The organism is Escherichia sp. E2562 (assembly GCF_005781075.1).
In the GTDB taxonomy this organism is placed as follows: domain Bacteria; phylum Pseudomonadota; class Gammaproteobacteria; order Enterobacterales; family Enterobacteriaceae; genus Escherichia.
This window is the reverse complement of record NZ_VATM01000004.1, coordinates 352,638-377,740: the sequence shown is the minus strand read 5'-3', so window position 1 is coordinate 377,740 and position 25,103 is coordinate 352,638. Positions and strand designations below refer to the sequence as shown.

Annotated in this window: 23 protein-coding genes; 16 read left to right on the top strand and 7 right to left on the bottom strand. The window is 50.3% G+C overall.

From position 1 onward, the window contains the following. Positions 1 to 16: 16 nt before the first annotated feature. Complete coding sequence (locus FEK43_RS08720; RefSeq protein ID WP_130209844.1) at positions 17 to 730, bottom strand: FadR/GntR family transcriptional regulator; 714 nt, start codon at positions 728 to 730, stop codon at positions 17 to 19. A gap of 259 nt (positions 731 to 989) precedes the next feature. Here FEK43_RS08720 and FEK43_RS08715 point away from each other — a divergent pair, with 259 nt between their 5' ends. The 8 genes from FEK43_RS08715 to FEK43_RS08680 are packed head-to-tail and all read left to right on the top strand — an operon-like array spanning position 990 to position 7,821. Further along, the gene (locus FEK43_RS08715; protein WP_240725799.1) at positions 990 to 1,679 is read left to right on the top strand and encodes an RraA family protein; all 690 of its coding nucleotides are present in this window, start codon (positions 990 to 992) and stop codon (positions 1,677 to 1,679) included. 12 nt (positions 1,680 to 1,691) lie between these two features. Then, complete coding sequence (locus FEK43_RS08710; RefSeq protein ID WP_000646084.1) at positions 1,692 to 2,705, top strand: zinc-binding alcohol dehydrogenase family protein; 1,014 nt, start codon at positions 1,692 to 1,694, stop codon at positions 2,703 to 2,705. A gap of 11 nt (positions 2,706 to 2,716) precedes the next feature. Beyond that, a complete protein-coding gene (locus FEK43_RS08705; protein WP_135406211.1) occupies positions 2,717 to 3,472 on the top strand; it encodes an SDR family NAD(P)-dependent oxidoreductase in 756 nt (251 codons plus the stop codon). Positions 3,473 to 3,486: 14 nt separating this feature from the next. Next, the gene (locus FEK43_RS08700) at positions 3,487 to 3,798 is read left to right on the top strand and encodes a UxaA family hydrolase (RefSeq protein WP_001361279.1); all 312 of its coding nucleotides are present in this window, start codon (positions 3,487 to 3,489) and stop codon (positions 3,796 to 3,798) included. Then, a complete protein-coding gene (locus FEK43_RS08695) occupies positions 3,798 to 4,994 on the top strand; it encodes a UxaA family hydrolase (RefSeq protein ID WP_130209848.1) in 1,197 nt (398 codons plus the stop codon). The genes FEK43_RS08700 and FEK43_RS08695 overlap by 1 nt, the downstream gene beginning before the upstream one ends. A gap of 27 nt (positions 4,995 to 5,021) precedes the next feature. Beyond that, complete coding sequence (locus FEK43_RS08690; protein WP_130259817.1) at positions 5,022 to 5,990, top strand: C4-dicarboxylate TRAP transporter substrate-binding protein; 969 nt, start codon at positions 5,022 to 5,024, stop codon at positions 5,988 to 5,990. 59 nt (positions 5,991 to 6,049) lie between these two features. After that, positions 6,050 to 6,511, top strand: coding sequence for a TRAP transporter small permease (locus tag FEK43_RS08685; protein WP_130209852.1), 462 nt, complete (start codon positions 6,050 to 6,052; stop codon positions 6,509 to 6,511). Next, positions 6,511 to 7,821 (top strand): TRAP transporter large permease, encoded by a 1,311-nt coding sequence (locus FEK43_RS08680; protein ID WP_135406212.1) that lies wholly within the window; start codon positions 6,511 to 6,513, stop codon positions 7,819 to 7,821. Before FEK43_RS08685 ends, FEK43_RS08680 begins: the two co-directional genes overlap by 1 nt. Before the next feature lie 227 nt (positions 7,822 to 8,048). Here the strand turns inward: FEK43_RS08680 and FEK43_RS08675 are convergent, their stop codons facing one another. From FEK43_RS08675 to FEK43_RS08650, 6 genes are all read right to left on the bottom strand, one after another. Further along, positions 8,049 to 9,110: a fimbrial protein gene (locus tag FEK43_RS08675; protein ID WP_130259815.1), complete on the bottom strand. Its 1,062-nt coding sequence runs from the start codon at positions 9,108 to 9,110 to the stop codon at positions 8,049 to 8,051. After that, positions 9,107 to 9,841, bottom strand: coding sequence for a molecular chaperone (locus FEK43_RS08670; protein WP_130259814.1), 735 nt, complete (start codon positions 9,839 to 9,841; stop codon positions 9,107 to 9,109). Before FEK43_RS08670 ends, FEK43_RS08675 begins: the two co-directional genes overlap by 4 nt. Before the next feature lie 14 nt (positions 9,842 to 9,855). Beyond that, complete coding sequence (locus FEK43_RS08665) at positions 9,856 to 12,315, bottom strand: fimbria/pilus outer membrane usher protein (protein ID WP_167850461.1); 2,460 nt, start codon at positions 12,313 to 12,315, stop codon at positions 9,856 to 9,858. Between the two features lie 89 nt (positions 12,316 to 12,404). Beyond that, entirely contained in the window at positions 12,405 to 12,971 is a 567-nt protein-coding gene (locus FEK43_RS08660) for a fimbrial protein (RefSeq protein ID WP_130209862.1), read from the bottom strand. A gap of 388 nt (positions 12,972 to 13,359) precedes the next feature. Then, on the bottom strand, positions 13,360 to 14,643 hold the full coding sequence (gene gltA, locus FEK43_RS08655) for a citrate synthase (RefSeq protein WP_064528891.1): 1,284 nt from the start codon (positions 14,641 to 14,643) through the stop codon (positions 13,360 to 13,362). A gap of 204 nt (positions 14,644 to 14,847) precedes the next feature. Further along, positions 14,848 to 14,955: a hypothetical protein gene (locus tag FEK43_RS08650; RefSeq protein WP_130209864.1), complete on the bottom strand. Its 108-nt coding sequence runs from the start codon at positions 14,953 to 14,955 to the stop codon at positions 14,848 to 14,850. A gap of 380 nt (positions 14,956 to 15,335) precedes the next feature. On the opposite strand from FEK43_RS08650, the gene sdhC reads away from it, so the two are divergent. The 8 genes from sdhC (at position 15,336) to sucD (ending at position 25,053) form a co-directional block, all read left to right on the top strand. Beyond that, positions 15,336 to 15,740, top strand: a complete 405-nt coding sequence (gene sdhC / locus FEK43_RS08645; protein ID WP_165383175.1) for a succinate dehydrogenase cytochrome b556 subunit — start codon at positions 15,336 to 15,338, stop codon at positions 15,738 to 15,740. Continuing rightward, positions 15,734 to 16,081, top strand: coding sequence for a succinate dehydrogenase membrane anchor subunit (gene sdhD / locus FEK43_RS08640; protein WP_135406214.1), 348 nt, complete (start codon positions 15,734 to 15,736; stop codon positions 16,079 to 16,081). Before sdhC ends, sdhD begins: the two co-directional genes overlap by 7 nt. Beyond that, positions 16,081 to 17,847 (top strand): succinate dehydrogenase flavoprotein subunit, encoded by a 1,767-nt coding sequence (gene sdhA, locus FEK43_RS08635; protein WP_135406215.1) that lies wholly within the window; start codon positions 16,081 to 16,083, stop codon positions 17,845 to 17,847. Before sdhD ends, sdhA begins: the two co-directional genes overlap by 1 nt. Before the next feature lie 15 nt (positions 17,848 to 17,862). After that, complete coding sequence (gene sdhB, locus FEK43_RS08630; RefSeq protein WP_130209870.1) at positions 17,863 to 18,579, top strand: succinate dehydrogenase iron-sulfur subunit SdhB; 717 nt, start codon at positions 17,863 to 17,865, stop codon at positions 18,577 to 18,579. Between the two features lie 311 nt (positions 18,580 to 18,890). Then, positions 18,891 to 21,692, top strand: a complete 2,802-nt coding sequence (sucA, locus tag FEK43_RS08625; RefSeq protein WP_001181473.1) for a 2-oxoglutarate dehydrogenase E1 component — start codon at positions 18,891 to 18,893, stop codon at positions 21,690 to 21,692. Positions 21,693 to 21,706: 14 nt separating this feature from the next. Further along, entirely contained in the window at positions 21,707 to 22,924 is a 1,218-nt protein-coding gene (gene odhB / locus FEK43_RS08620; RefSeq protein WP_000099823.1) for a 2-oxoglutarate dehydrogenase complex dihydrolipoyllysine-residue succinyltransferase, read from the top strand. 93 nt (positions 22,925 to 23,017) lie between these two features. Further along, positions 23,018 to 24,184: an ADP-forming succinate--CoA ligase subunit beta gene (gene sucC, locus FEK43_RS08615; RefSeq protein ID WP_001048608.1), complete on the top strand. Its 1,167-nt coding sequence runs from the start codon at positions 23,018 to 23,020 to the stop codon at positions 24,182 to 24,184. Next, the gene (gene sucD / locus FEK43_RS08610) at positions 24,184 to 25,053 is read left to right on the top strand and encodes a succinate--CoA ligase subunit alpha (RefSeq protein WP_131161665.1); all 870 of its coding nucleotides are present in this window, start codon (positions 24,184 to 24,186) and stop codon (positions 25,051 to 25,053) included. The genes sucC and sucD overlap by 1 nt, the downstream gene beginning before the upstream one ends. The last annotated feature ends 50 nt before the right edge of the window (positions 25,054 to 25,103 follow it).

The following is a 25,103-nucleotide window of genomic DNA, read 5'->3' as shown; positions in this document are numbered from 1 at the left end:
CAGGGCGTGGAGGATGTCAAGGCGAGGAATTATTGATCAGTGCACTGACCGGGCTGTCGAAGTGTGATTTCATGGCTTGAGTCGCCGTTTCGACATCTCTGGCACACACCGCGTCGCAGATTTTCTGGTGTAGTGTGATGATGTGATTGCCATACTCTTTTTGATCGCTTTGGGCGTTTAACCCCTCCTGGATGGATTGCCGCAACTGCTGATGTAATGCCTGCAATAACATCATAAAAAGCGGATTTTTTGAGGCAACGGCGAGTAACTGATGGAAGCGGATATCATGGGTGATAAAGCTTTCAACATCATCGAACTGTTCGCGGATTTTTGCCATTTCAGCCCGTAGGTTAGCAAAATCTTCCTCTTCGCCATTACGGGCAGCCGCTTCCACAACGCCCAACTCCAGCCAGCGGCGTACTTGAAGAATTTGCTCTGTTGTCACTTGTTCGGTCGCCAGGGCAAATCCAAACACCACGCGCAGCACTTCATCATCAAATTTTTTGATTCGTGGCACTTTACCGCTGTGCGTTTCCAGAATCCCCAGGGCGGCAAGTGAACGATAGGCCTCACGCACAATACCCCGACTGACGCCCAATTTCTGAATCAACTGAACTTCACTGGGAACTGGCATCCCCGGTGTCAATTTTTGTTCGGCGATCAGATTAAGAATATGATTTTTGACCTGTGACGATAACGTTACGCTGGTCAATAACGCACTCTCACTCATTTTTACTCCTGTTGTACTTTTTCCTGGTCGGTAAAATCCAGAATACCGGGACTGTATCCTTCATATTTTCCTCCAGAACCCTTGATTATCAATAGACTACTGCGCCTGTGCGCCCGCCATACAGTGCGAATCAAAGACATATTGCGTCAAAGCGTGGCGAAGAAATAGTAAATCCCCAATTTTTTCGTGACGCCCATCGCAGTATTGTGCGCTTTTTCTCCTTACCCTGTAAACCTGTTAAACAGGCTTATAGGTAAATATGATGTGGAAGAGTGATAACGAACTTTTTGCGTTGATGAAAACCCGGCTATTTACCGCCGTGGTTGGCGATATTCTCGACACGCTGGGCTATATGCACCAGTTTGTTTCTCCGGCAATCAAGCCGCTGGAGGTGAATATGGTAGTGGCAGGCCGGGCAATGCCGGTGCTGGAGTCCGACGTTTACGAAACCAAATCGACGTCGGGTAAGACGGCGATCGGCGAAAAACCGTTTGGCATCATGTTTGAAGCGCTGGATGCCCTCAAAGAGAACGATGTTTACATCACTACGGGCAGCTCTCTGCGCTATGCGTTGTGGGGCGGGTTGATGTCGACCCGTGCCATGCATCTGAAAGCAGCAGGTGCGGTACTTGATGGTTACGCCCGTGACTCTGCTGAAATTCTTGAACTTAAATTTCCCACCTTTTGTCATGGCACTTACGCACAGGATCAAGGTCCGCGCGGCAAAGTTATCGATTTCGGCGTACCCATCGAATTTCACGGTGTGCGGGTGAATCCGGGCGATATCGTGTTTGGCGATCGTGACGGATTACTGATTATTCCCCAGGTTGTTGAGAAAGAAGTTATTAGCCAGGCCCTGGAAAAAGTGGCAACTGAAAGTGAAGTGCGCAAAGCCATCAGTGATGGCATGAGCACGGTACAGGCCTTTGAAACCTTCGGCGTAATGTAAGGAGAGCAACGAATGAAGGCATTAACCATTGAGCAGGGAAGTCAGGCGCGATTTGTTGATATCCCCGAACCGGTCTGCGGGAAAGGAGAAGTGCTTATCAATGTTGAGCGTGTTGGGCTGTGTGGCTCTGACCTCAATACCTGGCGGGGGCTGAATCCGCTGGTTAATTATCCCTGTATTCCGGGGCATGAAATTGGCGGCACGGTGCTGGCAACTGGCGATATGGCGGGGGCGATCAAGCCTGGTGACCGGGTGGTCGTTCTGCCTTGCACTGAGTGTGGCGTGTGCAGCTCCTGTCTGAGCGGTCGTCCTAACGCCTGTAAGAACAACCAGACTCTCGGTGTACAGCGTCAGGGTGGGATGGCGCAACAACTGACGATGCCTGCACATAAGGTCATTGTTTGTAATGCCTTAAGTGTTGATGAGTTAGCGCTGGTAGAACCGCTGGCGGTGGGACTACATGCAGCCAGACGTGCGCAAATTAATGTCGGTGAATGGGTCGCAGTTATCGGTTGTGGGGTAATTGGCCTTGGCGCTATCGCTGCGGCATCCGCGATGGGCGCGCGCGTAATTGCTATCGATATTGATGATCGCAAGCAGAACATTGCCCAGGAGTGCGGCGCGCAACGTTTTCTTAATTCGCAGCAATGTGACGTGGCGGCAGAACTGGCGCTCTTAAATGACGGTCGCGGCCCGGAAGTGGTGATTGAAGCGGTGGGTAATCAACAAACCATTGAACAGGCTACAGGGCTGGTGGCGTTTAGCGGTCGTGTGGTTTATGTCGGTTACGCCAAACAGCCTGTGAGTTATCAGAGTGCGCAGTTCCTGATGAAAGAACTGGATATCCGTGGTTCGCGCAATGCCACCGTGGCGGATTTTCGTGCCGTGCTGGCGTTGATGGAGTCCGGGCGTTATCCGGTCAGCAATCTGGTGAGCGCTCACTACCCGCTGGAACAGGCCGATCACGCTTTTAGCGACTGGGCAAGTGATCCCGGCGCGTATACCAAAATCCTCATTGACCTTTAAGGAGCGACACCATGAATGCTTTTTCTTTACATAACAAAACAGCGCTGATTACAGGGGCGGCCAGTGGACTGGGGCTGGCAATGGCCAAATGCATGATAGTCAGCGGGGCGAAGGTCATTATTGCTGACATGAACAGCGAGCTGGCAAAAGCTACTGCCGGAACATTGGGGTCGCAGGCCAGTTGGATACAAATGGATGTCGGGGATACCGCAGCCGCGCAGGAAAAAGTTGATGCGCTTATTAGCGAACACGGGGCTATCGATATCCTGGTCAATAACGCAGGCAATCACTGCAAAAAACCGATTGAAGAGATGAGTGTCAGTGATTTTGAGTCAGTGCTCGACGTTCACGTGGTCGGTGCATTTGCGTTAACCAAAGCCCTTGTGCCGCATATGAAACAACGCGGTCAAGGTTGTGTTCTGTTTACCGCCTCTATGACCTCATTTCTTGGGCAGCCTCTGGTTACTGGCTACAGCGCTGCGAAGTCAGCCTATCTCGGCATGATTCGCGGTATGACCACGGAGCTTGCCGGACACGGGATTCGCATCAATGGTATTGCGCCTGGCTGGATTGATACGCCGATGCTGCGTAAGGCCATTGAGGGTGATGACGAACGCCGTAACAAAATCCTGGGTCGTACGCCGATGAAAAAATTCGGTAAGCCGGAAGATATCGGTTGGGCAGCGGTTTACCTGGCTTCAGACGCAGCGGCATTTGTCAGTGGTCAGGTGCTGGTGGTCGATGGCGGCGCATTGATCGGCTTCTGATGTACGGAGGAATTATGCGCAAACGTGCGTTAAAGCTACATGCCAAAGATAACTGTGTAGTCGCGCTGAATGACATCGCCAGTGGCGATATTGTCTGGTGGGATGAGGGGGAAATGGTGGCCTGTAGTTCCGTTACCCTGGGTCACAAACTGGCCTGCGAAGCGCTGAACAATGGTGATTCGATTCTGAAATATGGCGCCATTATCGGACATGCCACTCGTGATATTGCCATGGGTGAACATGTGCATTCCCATAATCTTGCCAGCAATGCCATCGCCATTTTTCATCATGATGATGCCGGCTATCAGCCAGAGGAAAAAGCATAATGGAAGGTTATGTACGGCAAAATGGCCGACCGGGTATTCGTAATACTGTGCAGGTAATCTTTATGGTGGAGTGTGCCAGCCACGTCGCTAAAAAGATTGCCGAGGGATTTCCTTGTCACGATGTGCAGTATTTTGGTTTTTCAGGTTGTTATCCCAGCGATTACGGCTATCGGCTGGTGAAAAATCTGGCGACGCATAGCAACGTTGGCGGCGTACTGATTATTTCGCTGGGATGCGAGAATTTCGATCGCCGTCGGCTGGAGCAAGAAGTTCGCGAAAGCGGGCGACCGTGTCATACGCTGGTGATTCAGGAAAATAAAGGTACGACCAACACCATTACTCAGGGTAAGCAGTTGGTCGCTGAAATGCTGGAACAGCTTGCGGATACACCGCGTTGTACTCTGAACTGGAGCGACCTGGTGGTTGGCACTATCTGCGGTGGTTCCGATGGCACCAGTGGTATCACGGGCAATCCGGCAGTAGGGCGTGCCTTTGACCAGTTGCTGGAGAAAGGGGCTACCTGCATTTTTGAAGAAAGCGGTGAGTTGCTTGGTTGTGAGCAACATATGATGTCGCGAGCGGGCAGTCCGCAGGCACGTGATGCCATCGAAGCGGCAATGACAAAAGCAGAGCGTTATTACAGTTTGATGGGGCTGGGGAGTTTTTCCAATGGTAATGCCGAAGGTGGCTTAACCACGCAGGAAGAAAAATCCCTCGGGGCATATACCAAATCGGGTGATGCGCATATTGCTGGTGTTATTTTACCGACACAACAAACACCTTTTCCCGGACTTTGGTTGATGGACGTTGTGCCTGATGGTGAACCTCGTTTTGGTTATCCGAATATTAATGACTCATCAGAAGCGCTGGAACTTATCGCCTCTGGCTGTCATATGGTGTTATTTACCACGGGGCGCGGTTCGGTTATTGGTTCTGTGATCGCACCGATTATTAAAGTGTGTAATAACCCGCAGACGTGGGAGCATTTATCTGACGATATGGACGTAAATGCCGGACGAGTTATTAGCGAAGGCGCAACGCTCGACGACATTGCGGACGATATTATGCAGGTGATTGAAAATGTCGCCAACGGTCAACATTGTGCCGCAGAACGACTGGAACATCAGGAGTTTGTTTTAACGTATAAAGCATTTGATTACAACAAAAACGCAGTCTGTCGGGCAGATCCCCGTTAATCAATAAAGCTCTCACAGGTAATAATAATGAAGAAATTACTGACGTCATTTTTATTTCTTTTCGCTATATTAAGTCCGATGCTGAATGCCGCACCGGTAACTATCAAAATCGCCTATGAAAGTAACCCTGGCGAACCCGCGGATACAGTAGTGAAGTACTGGGCAGATCTTGTGAAGAAAAAAAGCAATGGAGATATTGTTTTCGAGCTTTACCCAAGTTCACAGTTAGGTTCTAAACAAGATATTACAGAGCAAGCGTTGATGGGGATGAATATTATCACCATCAGTGATGTTGGTTTTTTAACTGACTATGATGCAGACCTGGGAATATTATTTGGGCCTTATTTAACCGACGATCCGCAGAAACTGTTTGCGATTTATGCCAGCGACTGGTTTAAACAGAAAGAACAAAAGCTGCGGGAAAAAGGTGTGCATATTGTCATGAGCAACTATCTGTACGGTACCCGGCAGATCATTGCTAAAAAACCAATTCGTACACCGGAAGACCTGAAAGGAATGAAGATTCGCGTACCGAATAACGTCATGCAGATTAAGGCCATTGAAGCAATGGGCGCAACGCCAACGCCGATGCCGCTGGGAGACGTTTATCCGGCGCTGACTCAGGGAATGATCGATGGTGTGGAAAACCCGGTTTCTGTTCTGTATGGGCAAAAACTGCATGAGCAGGCGAAATATCTGTCAATGGTGAACTATCTGACCAATACATCATTATGGCTGGGTGGCGAAGCATTTTTCAGTACCCTGACACCTGCGCAGTTAGATATTATTCACCAGACAGCATATGAAGCTGGTTTATATAGCCAGAAAATTACCACCGAGCAGGACGCGGCAATGTTGAAAACCATGCAGGAGCAGGGCGTAGAAATTATCTATCCTGACGTGGCTCCTTTCAAAGAAAAAGCCTTAAAAGTGTACCAACAATTCCCGGAATGGACCCCGGGGTTATATGACACTATTCAGCAACAGCTGAAATAACTTCATGGCACAAGGACAGGTCGGTGTTTCGGCACCGACCGTTAAGAGCAGAGGTGTGTATGCGTCTTTTAGGGAAAGTAATTGAAGTTGCCGCAGTATTAACGCTCTTTTTATTAGTGATAATAACCATTGGCGCGGTAATCATGCGCTACGTATTTAATATGCCATTACAATGGACAGAAGAAATCTCCGGTTTATTAATGGTTTGGGTGGTGATGTTCGGTGCCGTTGTTGCTGAAAGAGATAATACTCATTTGTCTATTCCATTTTTAGCTGATGCACTTACACCTCGCTGGCAACGCGTATTAACCTTATTTGTCTCTCTGATATCTATTATTTTGCTGGTTGTTATGGCCTGGTCTGCATGGAAATTAGCTGCCGGGACAGCGTTTAAAACCACGCAAATATTAAAAATATCCTGGTTCTGGATCGATATTGCCGTCACGGTTGGCGCTATCGGCATTGCCTGTTTTACCGCCTTACACCTGATAAAGAAAACACCCAACAAGGAAGGTGAATAATGACCGCATTGAGTGAATTACTGGCGGGAAGTTGGCTGGATAACTGGCTGATGATCATTCCGCTGATGTTCATCTGTTTATTTATTAATATGCCGGTATGGCTGGCGATGTTTTGCGGCATTCTGACCTACTTCCTTTGCTATTCAAACGTACCGTTAATGGTGGCAATTCAGCGTTTGATTGCCACGACGCAAACTCCTTCGCTGTTAGCTATTCCGTTTTTTATCTTATTAGGTACGCTAATGAGCTATACCGGTATTGCCGCGCGTATTTTGCAAATTGCTAACGTGTTGGTTGGTAGAATGCGCGGTGGCCTGGGCGGGGCTAACATTCTGGTGAGTACCATGATGGGCGGCGTCAGTGCTTCTAACCTGGCGGATGCTGCGATGTTGTCGCGCATGATGGTGCCGGAAATGGAACAGAAAGGTTATTCCCGTGGCTTTGCCGCTGCGATAACTGCCAGCGGCTCGCTGATCACGCCTATTATCCCACCGGGTATTGCTCTGATCCTTTACGGACTGGTGGCGGATGTCTCCATCGGTTCCATGTTTATGGCCGGGATCTTTCCGGGACTGCTGTGCGCCGCGATGTTGATTGTCACCGTCTGGCTGGTGGCTATTCGTCGCGATTTAAAGCCTTCCAGCGAACACTGGCCAAAACCGAAAGAAGTGTCGGTGGCTCTGGTGCAGGCCTGGCCAGCACTGTTTTTAATCGTTGCGGTTATCGGCGGCATTCGGGCAAATATCTTCACGCCAACGGAAGCCGGAGCCGTAGCAGTATTATTGGTGATGTTTATTGGTTTTGTCATTTATCGCGAACTGAAAATCAGCCATGTATTTACTGCGCTCTCTGAGACGGCGCGTTCCACGGCGTCAGTCATGTTAATCATTATGGCGAGTGCCGCGCTGGGCTGGATATTTTCCCTTGAGCGGGCCGGTATAACAGTTGCGGAGTTTGTGACCTCTCTGACCGATAATAAATACGTCTTTTTATTGATTATTAATCTATTGCTGCTGGTGCTTGGCATGTTCCTTGAAGGCAGCGCCATCCTGCTGATATTAGTGCCGTTGCTCAAACCTGTGGTGGCGCATTTTGGCATTGATCCGGTGCATTTTGGCATCATCATGATCCTCAACTTATCGTTAGGAACGTTATCACCGCCTGTCGGAACGGTGATGCTGCTGGTGTGTAATACCGTACAGGTTTCTGTCGGGCAATTTATGCGAGAAGCGGTGCCACTACTGATAAGTCTGATTTTACTTCTGTTGGTCATTACCTATATTCCGATAATATCTTTGCTGCTGGTTTAAACAATAAATGTAATACCCTTTGATTGAGTATGACCCCCGTGATTTTTTCGGGGGTATTTTACCCATAGGCTTTTGCACTATTTTCTTTCTATGGTTAACCGATGGGGTGTTTTTTAAAATAATTTAGAGTATATGCTGGTTAGAAAACGTTCTGACCAGAAGGTCAGAACGTTGATAACAATATAACGACAGTGATACACACAACGTTCTATCCGCGTGAATAGAATTTAGTTGTAGTTAATTTTGAACAGCACCACGGTATCAAAGGGGCCGGGCTCAATGGGGGTGCCGCTTATAGATGACAGTTCTGCCGTATAGGTTTTTTCATAGACCAGCATGTCGCTGGTAAAGTCGGCGTATTCAGAATATTTATTGAATGTATAGGGTGAAGAATTTTCATCCAGCACACGTAGCCGCAATCCATTCCCCACGAGCAGCGCCTGATCGCCTTCCACCAATGTTTCTTCGGTATAAAACGAAGAACTGACTTTGAAGCCATCGGTGCATTCACCATTTTGGGTTTTGGTCGTTTTGATGGAAAACGTTTTTGTTATATTGTGACGGCGAATATCCAGCACGTTAAATTTGCCAAAATCGATGACCTGATTATCAGGGGTAATGGCGAAGTCGACACTGCAGTCAAGAACGCGAATATTTTCCAGCCCATAGATGTGATATTTCAGGTTCTTGGCCGAGGGATCTTCGTTGACGCTGCCAGCGCCATCAAATTGTACGATAGTGTAATCGCTAAGGGTGCTTTGGTAATCGTGCGGCGGCATTTCGCGTAGTTTGACGTACAGTCGCATACGTGCCATAAATGTTCGCGATTTACGGATATTTGCAGGATCACCAGAACAAATTTTATTTTGCCATCCCATAGCGATAATTTGCTCTGGCGTATACATGTCAATTTTTTTACTGTCGATACATTGGTTAGTATCGATACGGCTTTTTCCGAGGCTGGCGTCATAATCAGCGCCGTTATAAGTTACACCGAGTTGATAGTAGCGATCCTGCATACCGGGGTAGGGGTTTACCCATGCATAAACGTGCTCACTTTCGAAATCACCGTTAGTATTGTTATCACAATAGACGGGGATTTTAATATCATCGGATTCCCAGATTTTATCTCCCGTTTTGGCGTTAGCCGGGACGGCGAATGGCATAATCGTTTCTGCTTTTTCCACCGAGCCGCCTGAGGCGCCAAAATAACAGTCCAGCGCCAACGCGTTTTTTAAGGGCAGAAATAACAAACAGGCAATGAGTAACAGTCCTTTGCTTATACTCATTGTTTATCCTCCACCACGCGCTGCATTTTGCATGGCCCCTGACAGTTGAGCGTCGTCATACGCAACGCGCCATAGTCATCCATATAACCAAGATAAAACTGGTTGCCGTTATAGTTACCCGTACTGGCGATTGCCGAAGCAAAAGGCGCTATGAGCGTACTTTTAAAGCCGGGCAGAATGCCTTTTTTATCGCGGCCAAGATAGGCGATGGTCAGGTAATAAGGGGTCGGGTTTTTCAGGGTAAGCTGATTATTCTGCTGGCTGACCTGTAACTGTAATTCCACATGCTCGCCCGATTTTTTGCGTAATCCGGCGGGCCGCCAGAACAACTTTATACGGCTCTGGATAGCAACCTGAAGAATGGCATGACCGGTTGCTTTTTCCGGAGCGGGGGGGATCTCGCGCAGATTATAGTAAAACAGCGACTCACGATCGGTCGGCAATTGGCTGGTAGAAGATTGCTTGACGATACGCGCCTGCGAGGTCGCTTTCGCTTCCAGACGTTGGATTGGCGGCAAGGCTACGAGGAAATCATCGCTTTTATCCCCTTTGTCATTTTCTATCCATGAGTATGCGAGATAGGGAAGTTTATCGCTGCGATTTTCTATCCGCAGGCTGGTCGCTTTATCTTTGGCGTTAAACACGATGCGAGTGCGATCGGGCTGTAACGCAGCATGGCTGCATAAGCTCACGATCAGCAGAATAAGGGGCATTCCTTTAAAAATTGTCATTGTCTTTTCCTTAATTAATGACAGGGGAGAATCAGACGTTTACTCATATCTTCCAGGTGCTGAGGAAGCTGAATTAAACAACGCTGTTTATCACCCCAAAGTATTGTGAATCGCTGACTTTCACCCACACCACTTAACCAGGCGTGGCCATCTTCCCCCACCATTCCGACGCTGATTCCGCTTCCTTCTTGCCGGATATCGGCGCCGAGTGGTGGGAAATGACCGCTGGAGTCGCGGATGATGACGTTGACATCTTTTCCAGAACGTGAAGCCAGCGCTTTATAGCCGATCGCACCTTCCGTCCAGGTTTCTTTGACCACGTTTTCGGATACCGTGACGCCGTCGGGCCAGTCGTTCATATTGACCGCGACAGTCGAGGGTTGGTAACTGGAGACAAACGGTACGACCGCAATGCCAAAGCGGTTGGTGTAGTCGAGATTACCCTGAATCGGAATGTCGGCTACACCGTCTGTACTAACCATAAGACGAGGTTCGTTGGTGGAGCTACGGCGATGAAACGCAGCGCCATAGCGTGTAGCAGTAAAGGAGCCACTCCAGCTGGTGCTGGCAGAGCTGTAATCATTAGCGGCGTACGTGCCAGACAGATCCCACTCGCCCGCAGAACTAAGATGCTGATAATTGCCGCTAACCTGCGCGCCATTGTCAGGGCGGTCAGATTGCAGGCCGGTCGATATTCCCCAACTGTTACGGTCATCCAGGGTATCGTTCCACGACATGCGGTGCGAGGTACTATTTTTACTGTCCTGCATGTCATAACCAATGCGGCCACCGTCACCAATAGGCAATGAAATGGACAGGTAAATCTGGTTATCACGAGCTTTGTTTTCGTAATGTGTGGTGTTAAATGAGGTTGAGACGGAAATATCTTTCCAGTCACCGATATTAACGTTAAAGCCAGCGGTAATATTGGCGGTTGTGGAGGACTCCGCATTCCACCAGGTTTGACGCAACACGTTGACGAACAGGTTGAGATTCAGCGGCGTAATGGGTTGCCCGGCGGAAAGGCTGATTGTCCTTTTTTCATCCTGAGCATCAGCGTCATTGTATTTATGATCGATATAATTGGCGTAGCTATGGAAATGGCGGTCGGAGAAACGATATGCCGCTATCGAAAGAAGACTGTCGGTGGCATCTATCCGTTTACTGTAGTTGAAGCGATAACTGTAGCCTTTCTCGTCCGGTTGATTATCAAAACGACTTTTAGCCCAGGTGACGTCGAAGGAGAGCGCCCCCAGCCACAGCATATTTTGCCCTATACCCAGCGCGCCAGAATGATAATCGTCCCCGGCGAGAATCAACCCGCCATACAGTGAAGTATTGGAGAGCACCCCCCAGGAAGCTTCATTACTTAAAAACGTTTCGTTTTCAGTATGATGAGACAACGAAGGACGCGGACGACCCGCTGCAAGTTTATAACGCACCTGCCCCTGGCGGGTCAGAAAAGGCGTTGATGCTGCGGATACCTGGAAATTATTAACCCGACCATCTTCCTCCGTCACTTTGACATCCAGTGTGCCTTGAACTGACTGATTCAGGTCATCAATGATAAACGGGCCAGGCGGGACTTTTTTCTGATAAATGACGCGTCCGGTATGGCTTATGGTGACGGTAGCGTTAGTTTGCGCCACACCGCTAATTTGCGGTGCGTATCCGCGTAATTCCCAGGGAAGCATTCGGTCATCGCTGGTCAGGGCGGCACCGGTATACGAAAAACCGTCAAAAATATTGGAGCTGAGATCGGTTTCGCCAAGCGTTAATCTGGAGCCTTGTTGTGGTAGCGGGCGAAACAGATAGGTTCGGGAAATGGCCCCGGATTGATTATGCACATCACCATTGTCGGACTGGTTGAGCTGGTAATCGCTACGCAAACGCCATGCTCCGGCGTTAATACCCGTTGTACCGTAAGCATTCAGATTGGTATTACTGCTCCCTTCCTGCGGACGATAAGTGCTGGCAAACAGGTTGTAGTCCAGCAAGATACCCGAAACTCCGGCATCCCATGTTTCAGGCGGCGCCCAGTTGTCTGAATGCCATGCCAGCCAGGCTTGTGGAATCGTGATATTAAGTTGTTGGTTGGTCTGATCAAACGTAAAGACGATTTCCGGCAGGCCGCTAAAATCAAAACACTGATTAACCTGCGGCAATGTCTGGCGGATTTTTTCTTTAAGGCCAAATTTACTCAACAGGGAATCATTGATACAAGGAATTGTTTTGTCGTTGGCTTTTTGCCAGTGAATAGATTGCCCACTGCTGATTTGAATATTATTAACAACGACGCTAACAAAATAATCACCGGGGACGATAGCGCCTTTTTCATTGAGCAGAGAAATATCAACGCTATCGCGCATCGATTTATCAAGGACGTTAAGGTTAAACTCCACTGCCAATGCAGAGGGGATAGCCATTGTCAGGCAGGATAAAACAGAAACTCGGTAAATATTCACGGCATCCATACCTGATAAATATTTGAAGAAAGGCGGCTAACTTGCCGCCGTAATACGTCGCTGTCATATGTATAGATTAATCAATGACGACGCGGTGATTATTTATAATCCAGCACATAGGTCGCGTTGGCAGTGACTTCACCCGCCGTCACGGGAGTGCCGTTATCAATCTGCTCCATCCAGGCGAAGAAGTTTAGTGTTTGTTCTGTGGCTGTTGGTTCCAGCCCAATATCTGGACTTTCTGAACCCAGAGTGATGTTGGACTGGTCTTTGTTCATTAAGCGCACGCCAACACCAGTGGCTTCACCAGCGCTGGTGTTACTGAGCATTGGTGAGGCTCCCGTGGTTTTCGCCGAACTGTCAAAGGTTACCGAGACTTTTGATACTACGGAACCAGAACCGTTATCGGAATTTGGCAGGTCACAGTTAACTAAATGAATATCGACAGGCGTTAATGCACTGTGATGATCCTGGTTGATGCGGGTCTTGGTCACCTCACCAAGATTTACTTGTTTATCAATGTCTTCTTGCTTAATTTCACAAGGCGCTTCAATAACTTCACCTTTAAAGTGAATTTCACCAGAGCCTTCATTTGCAGCATAAACAGGGGCTGAAATTAACAGAGATACGGCCAGCGCCGCCAGTGTTTTTTGTCCTTTAAACATAACGGAGTCCTTTAAGGAAATAGAAAAAGTATAGCGGTACCAGAATAACTTACTTGAATATCAAATGTTTTTAGTTTTACTTAAAAACATTGTTAACTGTATTAAACACAAGGCCAATTAATTGATGCGATGAATTAATTGCTTAATGAAAAGGATGCAGGTTTATTAGAGATTCCCCTCATTTTCATGAGGTTAAAAATGTTGCTATCTGGAGGGTGTAATAAAAAATCATCAGGCTGATCACAAAATGAGCAGTGTTATTTTTTTACAATATCTATGTTGGTCCGATAATGGATTTTATCTTTACAATTTTTTGTGTTTAGGCAAATAAAAATAACCCGCCATAGAAAAGACGGGTTAGAAGGATTTACTGTCATGCAATCAATGGTTAACGCTTGATGTCGCTTTTAAAGTCGCGTTTTTCGTAACCAGTGTAAAGCTGACGCGGACGGGCAATCTTCATGCCGTCACTATGCATTTCGCTCCAGTGAGCGATCCAGCCAACGGTACGGGCCATGGCGAAGATGACGGTGAACATGGAAGACGGAATGCCCATCGCTTTCAGGATGATACCAGAGTAGAAATCGACGTTCGGGTACAGTTTCTTCTCGATAAAGTACGGGTCGTTCAGCGCGATGTTTTCCAGCTCCATGGCCACTTCCAGCAGGTCATCTTTGGTACCCAGCTCTTTCAGCACTTCATGGCAGGTTTCACGCATTACAGTCGCGCGCGGGTCGTAGTTTTTGTACACACGGTGACCGAAGCCCATCAGACGGAAAGAGTCATTTTTGTCTTTCGCACGACGAACAAATTCCGGAATGTGTTTAACCGAGCTGATTTCTTCCAACATTTTCAGTGCAGCTTCGTTGGCGCCGCCGTGTGCTGGTCCCCACAGAGAAGCAATACCTGCCGCGATACAGGCAAACGGGTTTGCGCCCGAAGAACCTGCGGTACGTACGGTAGAAGTAGAGGCGTTTTGTTCGTGGTCCGCGTGCAGGATCAGAATACGGTCCATCGCGCGTTCCAGAATCGGATTGACTTCATACGGTTCGCACGGCGTGGAGAACATCATGTGCAGGAAGTTTCCAGCGTAGGAGAGGTCATTACGCGGGTAAACAAACGGCTGCCCGATGGAATATTTGTAGCACATTGCTGCCATGGTCGGCATTTTCGACAACAGGCGGAACGCGGCGATTTCACGATGGCGCGGGTTATTGACGTCCAGAGAGTCATGATAAAACGCCGCCAGCGCACCGGTAATACCGCACATTACCGCCATCGGATGCGAGTCGCGACGGAAAGCGTGGAACAGACGGGTAATCTGTTCGTGGATCATGGTATGACGAGTCACTGTAGTTTTGAATTCGTCATACTGTTCCTGGGTTGGTTTTTCACCATTCAACAGGATGTAGCAAACTTCCAGGTAGTTAGAATCGGTTGCCAGCTGATCGATCGGGAAGCCACGATGCAGCAAAATACCTTCATCACCATCAATAAAAGTAATTTTAGATTCGCAGGATGCTGTTGAAGTGAAACCAGGGTCAAAGGTGAATACGCCTTTTGAACCAAGCGTACGGATATCGATAACATCTTGACCTAGCGTGCCTTTCAGCACATCCAGTTCAACAGCTGTGTTCCCATTGAGGGTGAGTTTTGCTTTTGTATCAGCCATTTAAGGTCTCCTTAGCGCCTTATTGCATAAGACTGCCGGAACTTAAATTTGCCTTCGCACATCAACCTGGCTTTACCCGTTTGTTATTTGGCTCGCCGCTCTGTGGAAGAGAGGAAACCTGGGTACAGAGCTCTGGGCGCTTGCAGGTAAAGAATTCATTGATGACGAATAAACGGCGAATCAAGCACTTAGCAATCCGAATTATTAAACCTGTCTATCACTAATAACTGTCTCGAATGGATTGGTCAATACTTCTACACTGTTACATAAGTTAATCTTCGGTGAAATAGTGACCCCATAACTTTTACGCATTATATGCTTTTCCCGGTAACGGTTGTAACAACTTTGTTGAATGATTGTCAAATGTGATGGTTAAAAATTAAATAAATGTTGTTATCGTGACCCAGATCACTGTTCCGGATAAAACCAGACAAACTATATGTAGGTTAATTGTAATGATTTTGTGAACAGCCTATACTGCCGCCAGGTCTCCGGAACACCCTGCAATCCCGAGCCACCCAGCGTTGTAACGTGTCGTTTTCGCATCTGGAAGCAGTGTTTTGCATGACGCGCAGTTATAGAAAGGACGCTGTCTGACCCGCAAGCAGACCGGAGGAAGGAAATCCCGACGTCTCCAGGTAACAGAAAGTTATCCTCTGTACCCGTAGTCCCCAGGGAATAATAAGAACAGCATGTGGGCGTTATTCATGATAAGAAATGTGAAAAAACAAAGACCTGTTAATCTGGACCTACAGACCATCCGGTTCCCCATCACGGCGATAGCGTCCATTCTTCATCGCGTTTCCGGTGTGATTACGTTTGTTGCAGTGGGCATCCTGCTGTGGCTTCTGGGTACCAGCCTTTCTTCCCCTGAAGGTTTCGAGCAAGCTTCCGCCATTATGGGCAGCTTCTTCGTGAAATTTATCATGTGGGGCATCCTTACCGCTCTGGCATATCACGTCGTCGTAGGTATTCGCCACATGATGATGGATTTTGGCTATCTGGAAGAAACATTCGAAGCGGGTAAACGCTCTGCCAAAATCTCCTTTGTCATTACTGTCGTGCTTTCAATTCTTGCAGGAGTCCTCGTATGGTAAGCAACGCCTCCGCATTAGGACGCAATGGCGTACATGATTTCATCCTCGTTCGCGCTACTGCTATCGTCCTGACGCTTTACATCATTTATATGGTCGGTTTTTTTGCTATCAGTGGCGAACTGACATATGACGTCTGGATTGGTTTCTTTGCCTCTGCGTTCACTAAAATCTTCACTCTGCTGGCACTGTTTTCCATTTTGATTCATGCCTGGATCGGCATGTGGCAGGTGTTGACCGACTACGTTAAACCGCTGGCCTTGCGCCTGATTCTGCAACTGGTGATTGTCGTTGCACTGGTGGTTTACGTGATTTATGGATTCGTTGTGGTGTGGGGTGTGTGATGAAATTGCCAGTCAGAGAATTTGATGCAGTTGTGATTGGTGCCGGAGGCGCAGGTATGCGCGCGGCGCTACAAATTTCCCAGAGCGGCCAGACCTGTGCGCTGCTCTCTAAAGTTTTCCCGACCCGTTCCCATACCGTGTCTGCGCAGGGCGGTATTACCGTTGCGCTGGGTAATACCCATGAAGATAACTGGGAATGGCATATGTACGACACCGTAAAAGGGTCGGACTATATCGGTGACCAGGACGCGATTGAATATATGTGTAAAACCGGGCCGGAAGCGATTCTGGAACTGGAACATATGGGCCTACCGTTCTCGCGCCTTGATGATGGTCGTATCTATCAACGTCCGTTTGGCGGTCAGTCGAAAAACTTCGGCGGCGAGCAGGCGGCACGTACTGCGGCGGCTGCCGACCGTACTGGTCACGCACTGCTGCACACGCTTTATCAGCAGAACCTGAAAAACCACACCACTATTTTCTCCGAATGGTATGCGCTGGATCTGGTGAAAAACGCCGATGGCGCGGTGGTTGGTTGTACCGCACTGTGTATCGAAACTGGTGAAGTGGTTTACTTTAAAGCTCGCGCTACCGTGCTGGCGACTGGCGGGGCAGGGCGTATTTATCAGTCCACCACCAACGCCCACATTAACACTGGCGACGGCGTCGGCATGGCTATCCGTGCAGGCGTACCGGTACAGGATATGGAAATGTGGCAGTTCCACCCGACCGGTATTGCCGGTGCGGGCGTACTGGTAACCGAGGGTTGCCGTGGTGAAGGCGGTTATCTGCTGAACAAACATGGCGAACGCTTTATGGAGCGTTATGCGCCGAACGCCAAAGACCTGGCGGGCCGTGACGTGGTGGCGCGTTCCATCATGATCGAAATTCGTGAAGGTCGCGGCTGTGATGGTCCGTGGGGGCCACACGCGAAACTGAAACTTGACCACCTGGGTAAAGAAGTTCTCGAATCCCGTCTGCCGGGTATCCTGGAACTCTCCCGCACCTTCGCTCACGTTGATCCAGTGAAAGAGCCGATTCCGGTAATCCCAACCTGTCACTACATGATGGGCGGTATTCCGACTAAAGTGACCGGTCAGGCGCTGACCGTGAACGAGAAAGGCGAAGATGTGGTGATCCCTGGGCTGTTCGCGGTAGGTGAAATTGCCTGCGTATCCGTACACGGCGCAAACCGTCTGGGCGGCAACTCGCTGCTGGACCTGGTGGTATTTGGTCGTGCGGCGGGTCTGCATCTGCAAGAGTCTATTGCCGAGCAGGGCGCACTGCGCGATGCCAGCGAGTCTGATGTTGAAGCTTCTCTTGAGCGCCTGAACCGCTGGAACAACAACCGTAACGGTGAAGATCCGGTGGCGATTCGTAAAGCGCTGCAAGAATGTATGCAGCATAACTTCTCGGTCTTCCGTGAAGGTGATGCGATGGCGAAAGGTCTTGAGCAGTTGAAAGTGATCCGCGAGCGTCTGAAGAATGCCCGTCTGGATGACACTTCCAGCGAGTTCAACACCCAGCGCGTTGAGTGCCTGGAACTGGATAACCTGATGGAAACGGCGTATGCAACGGCTGTTTCTGCCAACTTCCGTACCGAAAGCCGTGGCGCGCATAGCCGCTTCGACTTCCCGGATCGCGATGATGAAAACTGGCTGTGCCACTCCCTGTATCTGCCAGAGTCGGAATCCATGACGCGCCGAAGCGTCAACATGGAACCGAAACTGCGCCCGGCATTCCCGCCGAAGATTCGTACTTACTAATGCGGAGACAGGAAAATGAGACTCGAGTTTTCAATTTATCGCTATAACCCGGATGTTGATGATGCTCCGCGTATGCAGGATTACATCCTGGAAGCGGATGAAGGTCGCGACATGATGCTGCTGGATGCGCTTATCCAGTTGAAAGAGAAAGATCCCAGCCTGTCGTTCCGCCGCTCCTGCCGTGAAGGGGTATGTGGTTCCGACGGTCTGAACATGAACGGTAAGAATGGTCTGGCCTGTATTACCCCAATTTCGGCACTCAACCAGCCGGGTAAGAAAATTGTAATTCGCCCGTTACCTGGTTTACCGGTTGTCCGCGATTTGGTGGTAGACATGGGACAATTCTATGCGCAATATGAGAAAATCAAACCTTACCTGTTGAATAATGGGCAAAATCCGCCAGCTCGCGAGCATTTACAGATGCCAGAGCAGCGCGAAAAACTCGACGGGCTGTATGAATGTATTCTCTGCGCATGTTGTTCAACCTCTTGTCCGTCTTTCTGGTGGAATCCCGATAAGTTTATCGGCCCGGCAGGCTTGTTAGCGGCATATCGTTTCCTGATCGATAGCCGTGATACCGAGACTGACGAGCGCCTCGACGGTTTGAGTGATGCATTCAGTGTATTCCGCTGTCACAGCATCATGAACTGCGTCAGTGTATGTCCGAAAGGGCTGAACCCGACGCGCGCCATCGGCCATATCAAGTCGATGTTATTGCAGCGTAATGCATAAACCGTAGGCCTGATAAGACGCGTAAGCGTCGCATCAGGCAACCAGAGCCGGATGCGGCGTGAACGCCTTATCCGGCCTACAAGTCATTACCCGTAGGCCTGATAAGCGCAGCGCATCAGGCGTAACAAAGAAATGCAGGAAATCTTTAAAAACTGCCCCTGACACTAAGACAGTTTTTAAAGGTTCCTTAGCGGACGCAGAAAACACGACAAGTCCGCAACAAGTGAACCCCGGCACGCACATCTGATGTGAAATGTGCGTGGTAGTATCCACGGCGAAGTAAGCATAAAAAAGATGCTTAAGGGATCACGATGCAGAACAGCGCTTTGAAAGCCTGGTTGGACTCTTCTTACCTCTCTGGCGCAAACCAGAGCTGGATAGAACAGCTCTATGAAGACTTCTTAACCGATCCTGACTCGGTTGACGCTAACTGGCGTTCGACGTTCCAGCAGTTACCTGGTACGGGAGTCAAACCGGATCAATTCCACTCTCAAACGCGTGAATATTTCCGCCGCCTGGCGAAAGACGCTTCACGTTACTCTTCAACGATCTCCGACCCTGACACCAATGTGAAGCAGGTTAAAGTCCTGCAGCTCATTAACGCATACCGCTTCCGTGGTCACCAGCATGCGAATCTCGATCCGCTGGGGCTGTGGCAGCAAGATAAAGTGGCCGATCTGGATCCTTCTTTCCACGATCTGACCGAAGCAGACTTCCAGGAGACCTTCAACGTCGGTTCATTTGCCAGCGGCAAAGAAACCATGAAACTTGGCGAACTACTGGAAGCCCTGAAGCAAACCTACTGCGGCCCGATTGGCGCCGAGTATATGCACATTACCAGCACCGAAGAAAAACGCTGGATCCAACAGCGTATCGAGTCTGGTCGCGCGACTTTCAATAGCGAAGAGAAAAAACGCTTCTTAAGTGAACTGACCGCCGCTGAAGGTCTTGAACGTTACCTCGGCGCAAAATTCCCTGGCGCAAAACGCTTCTCGCTGGAAGGCGGTGACGCGTTAATCCCGATGCTTAAAGAGATGATCCGCCACGCTGGCAACAGCGGCACCCGCGAAGTGGTTCTCGGGATGGCGCACCGTGGTCGTCTGAACGTGCTGGTGAACGTGCTGGGTAAAAAACCGCAAGACTTGTTCGACGAGTTTGCCGGTAAACATAAAGAACACCTTGGCACAGGCGACGTGAAATACCACATGGGCTTCTCGTCTGACTTCCAGACCGATGGCGGCCTGGTGCACCTGGCGCTGGCGTTTAACCCGTCTCACCTTGAGATTGTAAGCCCGGTAGTTATCGGTTCTGTTCGTGCCCGTCTGGACAGACTTGATGAGCCGAGCAGCAACAAAGTGCTGCCAATCACCATCCACGGTGACGCCGCAGTGACCGGACAGGGCGTAGTTCAGGAAACCCTGAACATGTCGAAAGCACGTGGTTATGAAGTTGGCGGTACAGTACGTATCGTTATCAACAACCAGGTTGGCTTCACCACCTCTAACCCGCTGGATGCCCGTTCAACGCCGTACTGTACTGATATCGGTAAGATGGTTCAGGCACCGATTTTCCACGTTAATGCGGATGATCCGGAAGCCGTTGCCTTTGTGACCCGTCTGGCGCTCGATTTCCGTAACACCTTTAAACGTGATGTCTTCATCGACCTGGTGTGCTACCGCCGTCACGGCCACAACGAAGCCGACGAGCCGAGCGCAACCCAGCCGCTGATGTATCAGAAAATCAAAAAACATCCAACGCCGCGCAAAATCTACGCTGACAAGCTGGAGCAGGAAAAAGTGGCGACGCTGGAAGATGCCACCGAGATGGTTAACCTGTACCGCGATGCGCTGGATGCTGGCGATTGCGTAGTGGCAGAGTGGCGTCCGATGAACATGCACTCTTTCACCTGGTCGCCGTATCTCAACCACGAATGGGACGAAGAGTACCCGAACAAAGTTGAGATGAAGCGCCTGCAGGAGCTGGCGAAACGCATCAGCACGGTGCCGGAAGCAGTTGAAATGCAGTCTCGCGTTGCCAAGATTTATGGCGATCGCCAGGCAATGGCAGCCGGTGAGAAACTGTTCGACTGGGGCGGCGCGGAAAACCTCGCTTACGCCACGCTGGTTGACGAAGGCATTCCGGTTCGCCTGTCGGGTGAAGACTCCGGTCGCGGTACATTCTTCCACCGCCACGCGGTGATCCACAACCAGTCTAACGGTTCCACTTACACGCCGCTGCAACACATCCATAACGGCCAGGGCGCGTTCCGTGTCTGGGACTCCGTACTGTCTGAAGAAGCAGTGCTGGCGTTTGAATACGGTTATGCCACCGCAGAACCACGCACTCTGACTATCTGGGAAGCGCAGTTCGGTGACTTCGCCAACGGTGCGCAGGTGGTTATCGACCAGTTCATCTCCTCTGGCGAACAGAAATGGGGCCGGATGTGTGGTCTGGTGATGTTGCTGCCGCACGGTTATGAAGGGCAGGGGCCGGAGCACTCCTCCGCGCGTCTGGAACGTTATCTGCAACTTTGTGCTGAGCAAAACATGCAGGTTTGCGTACCGTCTACCCCGGCACAGGTTTACCACATGCTGCGTCGTCAGGCGCTGCGCGGGATGCGTCGTCCGCTGGTCGTGATGTCGCCGAAATCCCTGCTGCGTCATCCGCTGGCGGTTTCCAGCCTCGAAGAACTGGCGAACGGCACCTTCCTGCCAGCCATCGGTGAAATCGACGAGCTTGATCCGAAGGGCGTGAAGCGCGTAGTGATGTGTTCTGGTAAGGTTTATTACGACCTGCTGGAACAACGTCGTAAGAACAATCAACACGATGTCGCCATTGTGCGTATCGAGCAACTCTACCCGTTCCCGCATAAAGCGATGCAGGAAGTGTTGCAGCAGTTTGCTCACGTCAAGGATTTTGTCTGGTGCCAGGAAGAGCCGCTCAACCAGGGCGCATGGTACTGCAGCCAGCATCATTTCCGTGAAGTGATTCCGTTTGGGGCTTCTCTGCGTTATGCAGGCCGCCCGGCCTCCGCCTCTCCGGCGGTAGGGTATATGTCCGTTCACCAGAAACAGCAACAAGATCTGGTTAATGACGCGCTGAACGTCGAATAAATAAAGGATACACAATGAGTAGCGTAGATATTCTGGTCCCTGATCTGCCTGAATCCGTAGCCGATGCCACCGTCGCAACCTGGCATAAAAAACCCGGCGACGCAGTCGTACGTGATGAAGTGCTGGTAGAAATCGAAACTGACAAAGTGGTACTGGAAGTACCGGCATCAGCAGACGGCATTCTGGATGCGGTTCTGGAAGATGAAGGTACAACCGTAACGTCTCGTCAGATCCTTGGTCGCCTGCGTGAAGGCAACAGTGCTGGTAAAGAAACCAGCGCCAAATCTGAAGAGAAAGCGTCCACTCCGGCACAACGCCAACAGGCGTCTCTGGAAGAGCAAAACAACGATGCGTTAAGCCCGGCGATCCGTCGCCTGCTGGCTGAACACAATCTTGACGCCAGCGCCATTAAAGGCACCGGTGTGGGTGGTCGTCTGACCCGTGAAGATGTGGAAAAACATCTGGCGAAAGCCCCGGCGAAAGAGTCTGCTCCGGCAGCGGCTGCTCCGGCGGCGCAACCGGCCCTGGCTGCACGTAGCGAAAAACGTGTCCCGATGACTCGCCTGCGTAAGCGTGTGGCAGAGCGTCTGCTGGAAGCGAAAAACTCCACCGCCATGCTGACCACGTTCAACGAAGTCAACATGAAGCCGATTATGGATCTGCGTAAGCAGTACGGTGAAGCGTTTGAAAAACGCCACGGCATCCGTCTGGGCTTTATGTCCTTCTACGTGAAAGCGGTGGTTGAAGCCCTGAAACGTTACCCGGAAGTGAATGCTTCTATCGACGGCGATGACGTGGTTTACCACAACTATTTCGACGTCAGCATGGCGGTTTCTACGCCGCGCGGCCTGGTGACGCCGGTACTGCGTGATGTCGATACCCTCGGCATGGCAGACATCGAGAAGAAAATCAAAGAGCTGGCAGTTAAAGGCCGTGACGGCAAGCTGACGGTTGAAGATCTGACCGGTGGTAATTTCACCATCACCAACGGTGGTGTGTTCGGTTCCCTGATGTCTACGCCTATCATCAACCCGCCGCAGAGCGCAATTCTGGGTATGCACGCTATCAAAGATCGTCCGATGGCAGTGAATGGTCAGGTTGAGATCCTGCCGATGATGTACCTGGCGCTGTCCTACGATCACCGTCTGATCGATGGTCGCGAATCCGTGGGCTTCCTGGTAACGATCAAAGAGTTGCTGGAAGATCCGACGCGTCTGCTGCTGGACGTGTAGTAGTTTAAGCTTCACCTGCACTGTAGACCGACGTGGATAGGGTGTCGGTCTACGGTTTAAAAGATAACGATTACTGAAGGATGGACAGAACACATGAACTTACATGAATATCAGGCAAAACAACTGTTTGCCCGCTATGGCTTACCAGCACCGGTGGGTTATGCCTGTACTACTCCGCGCGAAGCAGAAGAAGCCGCTTCAAAAATCGGTGCCGGTCCGTGGGTAGTGAAATGTCAGGTTCACGCTGGTGGCCGCGGTAAAGCGGGCGGTGTGAAAGTTGTAAACAGCAAAGAAGACATCCGTGCTTTTGCAGAAAACTGGCTGGGCAAGCGTCTGGTAACGTATCAAACAGATGCCAATGGCCAACCGGTTAACCAGATTCTGGTTGAAGCAGCGACCGATATCGCTAAAGAGCTGTATCTTGGTGCTGTTGTAGACCGTAGTTCCCGTCGCGTGGTCTTTATGGCCTCTACCGAAGGCGGCGTGGAAATCGAAAAAGTGGCGGAAGAAACTCCGCACCTGATCCACAAAGTTGCGCTTGATCCGCTGACTGGCCCGATGCCGTATCAGGGACGCGAGCTGGCGTTCAAACTGGGTCTGGAAGGTAAACTGGTTCAGCAGTTCACCAAAATCTTCATGGGTCTGGCGACCATTTTCCTGGAGCGCGATCTGGCGCTGATCGAAATCAACCCGCTGGTCATCACCAAACAGGGCGATCTGGTTTGCCTCGACGGCAAACTGGGCGCTGACGGTAACGCACTGTTCCGCCAACCTGATCTGCGCGAAATGCGTGACCAGTCGCAGGAAGATCCGCGTGAAGCACAAGCTGCACAGTGGGAACTGAACTACGTTGCGCTGGACGGTAACATCGGTTGTATGGTTAACGGCGCAGGTCTGGCGATGGGCACCATGGACATCGTTAAACTGCACGGCGGCGAACCGGCTAACTTCCTGGACGTTGGCGGCGGCGCAACCAAAGAACGTGTAACCGAAGCATTCAAAATCATCCTCTCTGACGACAAAGTGAAAGCCGTTCTGGTTAACATCTTCGGCGGTATCGTTCGTTGCGACCTGATCGCTGACGGTATCATCGGCGCGGTAGCGGAAGTGGGTGTTAACGTACCGGTCGTGGTACGTCTGGAAGGTAACAACGCCGAACTCGGCGCGAAGAAACTGGCTGACAGCGGCCTGAATATTATTGCAGCAAAAGGTCTGACGGATGCAGCTCAGCAGGTTGTTGCCGCAGTGGAGGGGAAATAATGTCCATTTTAATTGATAAAAACACCAAGGTTATCTGCCAGGGCTTTACTGGTAGCCAGGGGACTTTCCACTCTGAACAAGCCATTGCATACGGTACCAAAATGGTTGGCGGTGTAACTCCAGGTAAAGGCGGCACCACCCACCTTGGCCTGCCTGTGTTCAACACCGTGCGTGAAGCTGTTGCTGCTACTGGCGCTACCGCTTCTGTTATCTACGTACCGGCTCCGTTCTGCAAAGACTCCATTCTGGAAGCTATTGATGCAGGCATCAAACTGATTATCACCATCACTGAAGGCATCCCGACGCTGGATATGCTGACTGTGAAAGTGAAACTGGACGAAGCAGGCGTTCGTATGATCGGCCCGAACTGCCCAGGTGTTATCACTCCGGGTGAATGCAAAATCGGTATCCAGCCGGGTCACATTCACAAGCCGGGTAAAGTGGGTATCGTTTCCCGTTCCGGTACACTGACCTATGAAGCGGTTAAACAGACCACCGATTACGGCTTCGGTCAGTCGACCTGCGTCGGTATCGGCGGCGACCCGATCCCTGGCTCTAACTTTATCGACATCCTCGAAATGTTCGAAAAAGATCCGCAGACCGAAGCGATCGTGATGATCGGTGAGATCGGCGGTAGCGCTGAAGAAGAAGCGGCCGCGTACATCAAAGAGCACGTTACCAAGCCAGTTGTGGGTTACATCGCTGGTGTGACTGCGCCGAAAGGCAAACGTATGGGCCACGCGGGTGCGATCATTGCCGGTGGTAAAGGGACTGCGGATGAGAAATTCGTTGCTCTGGAAGCCGCAGGCGTGAAAACCGTTCGCAGCCTGGCGGATATCGGTGAAGCACTGAAAACTGTTCTGAAATAAATATCTGTAATAAGAAATAGCCCTCGCCGCTTCCCTCTACAGGAATGGCG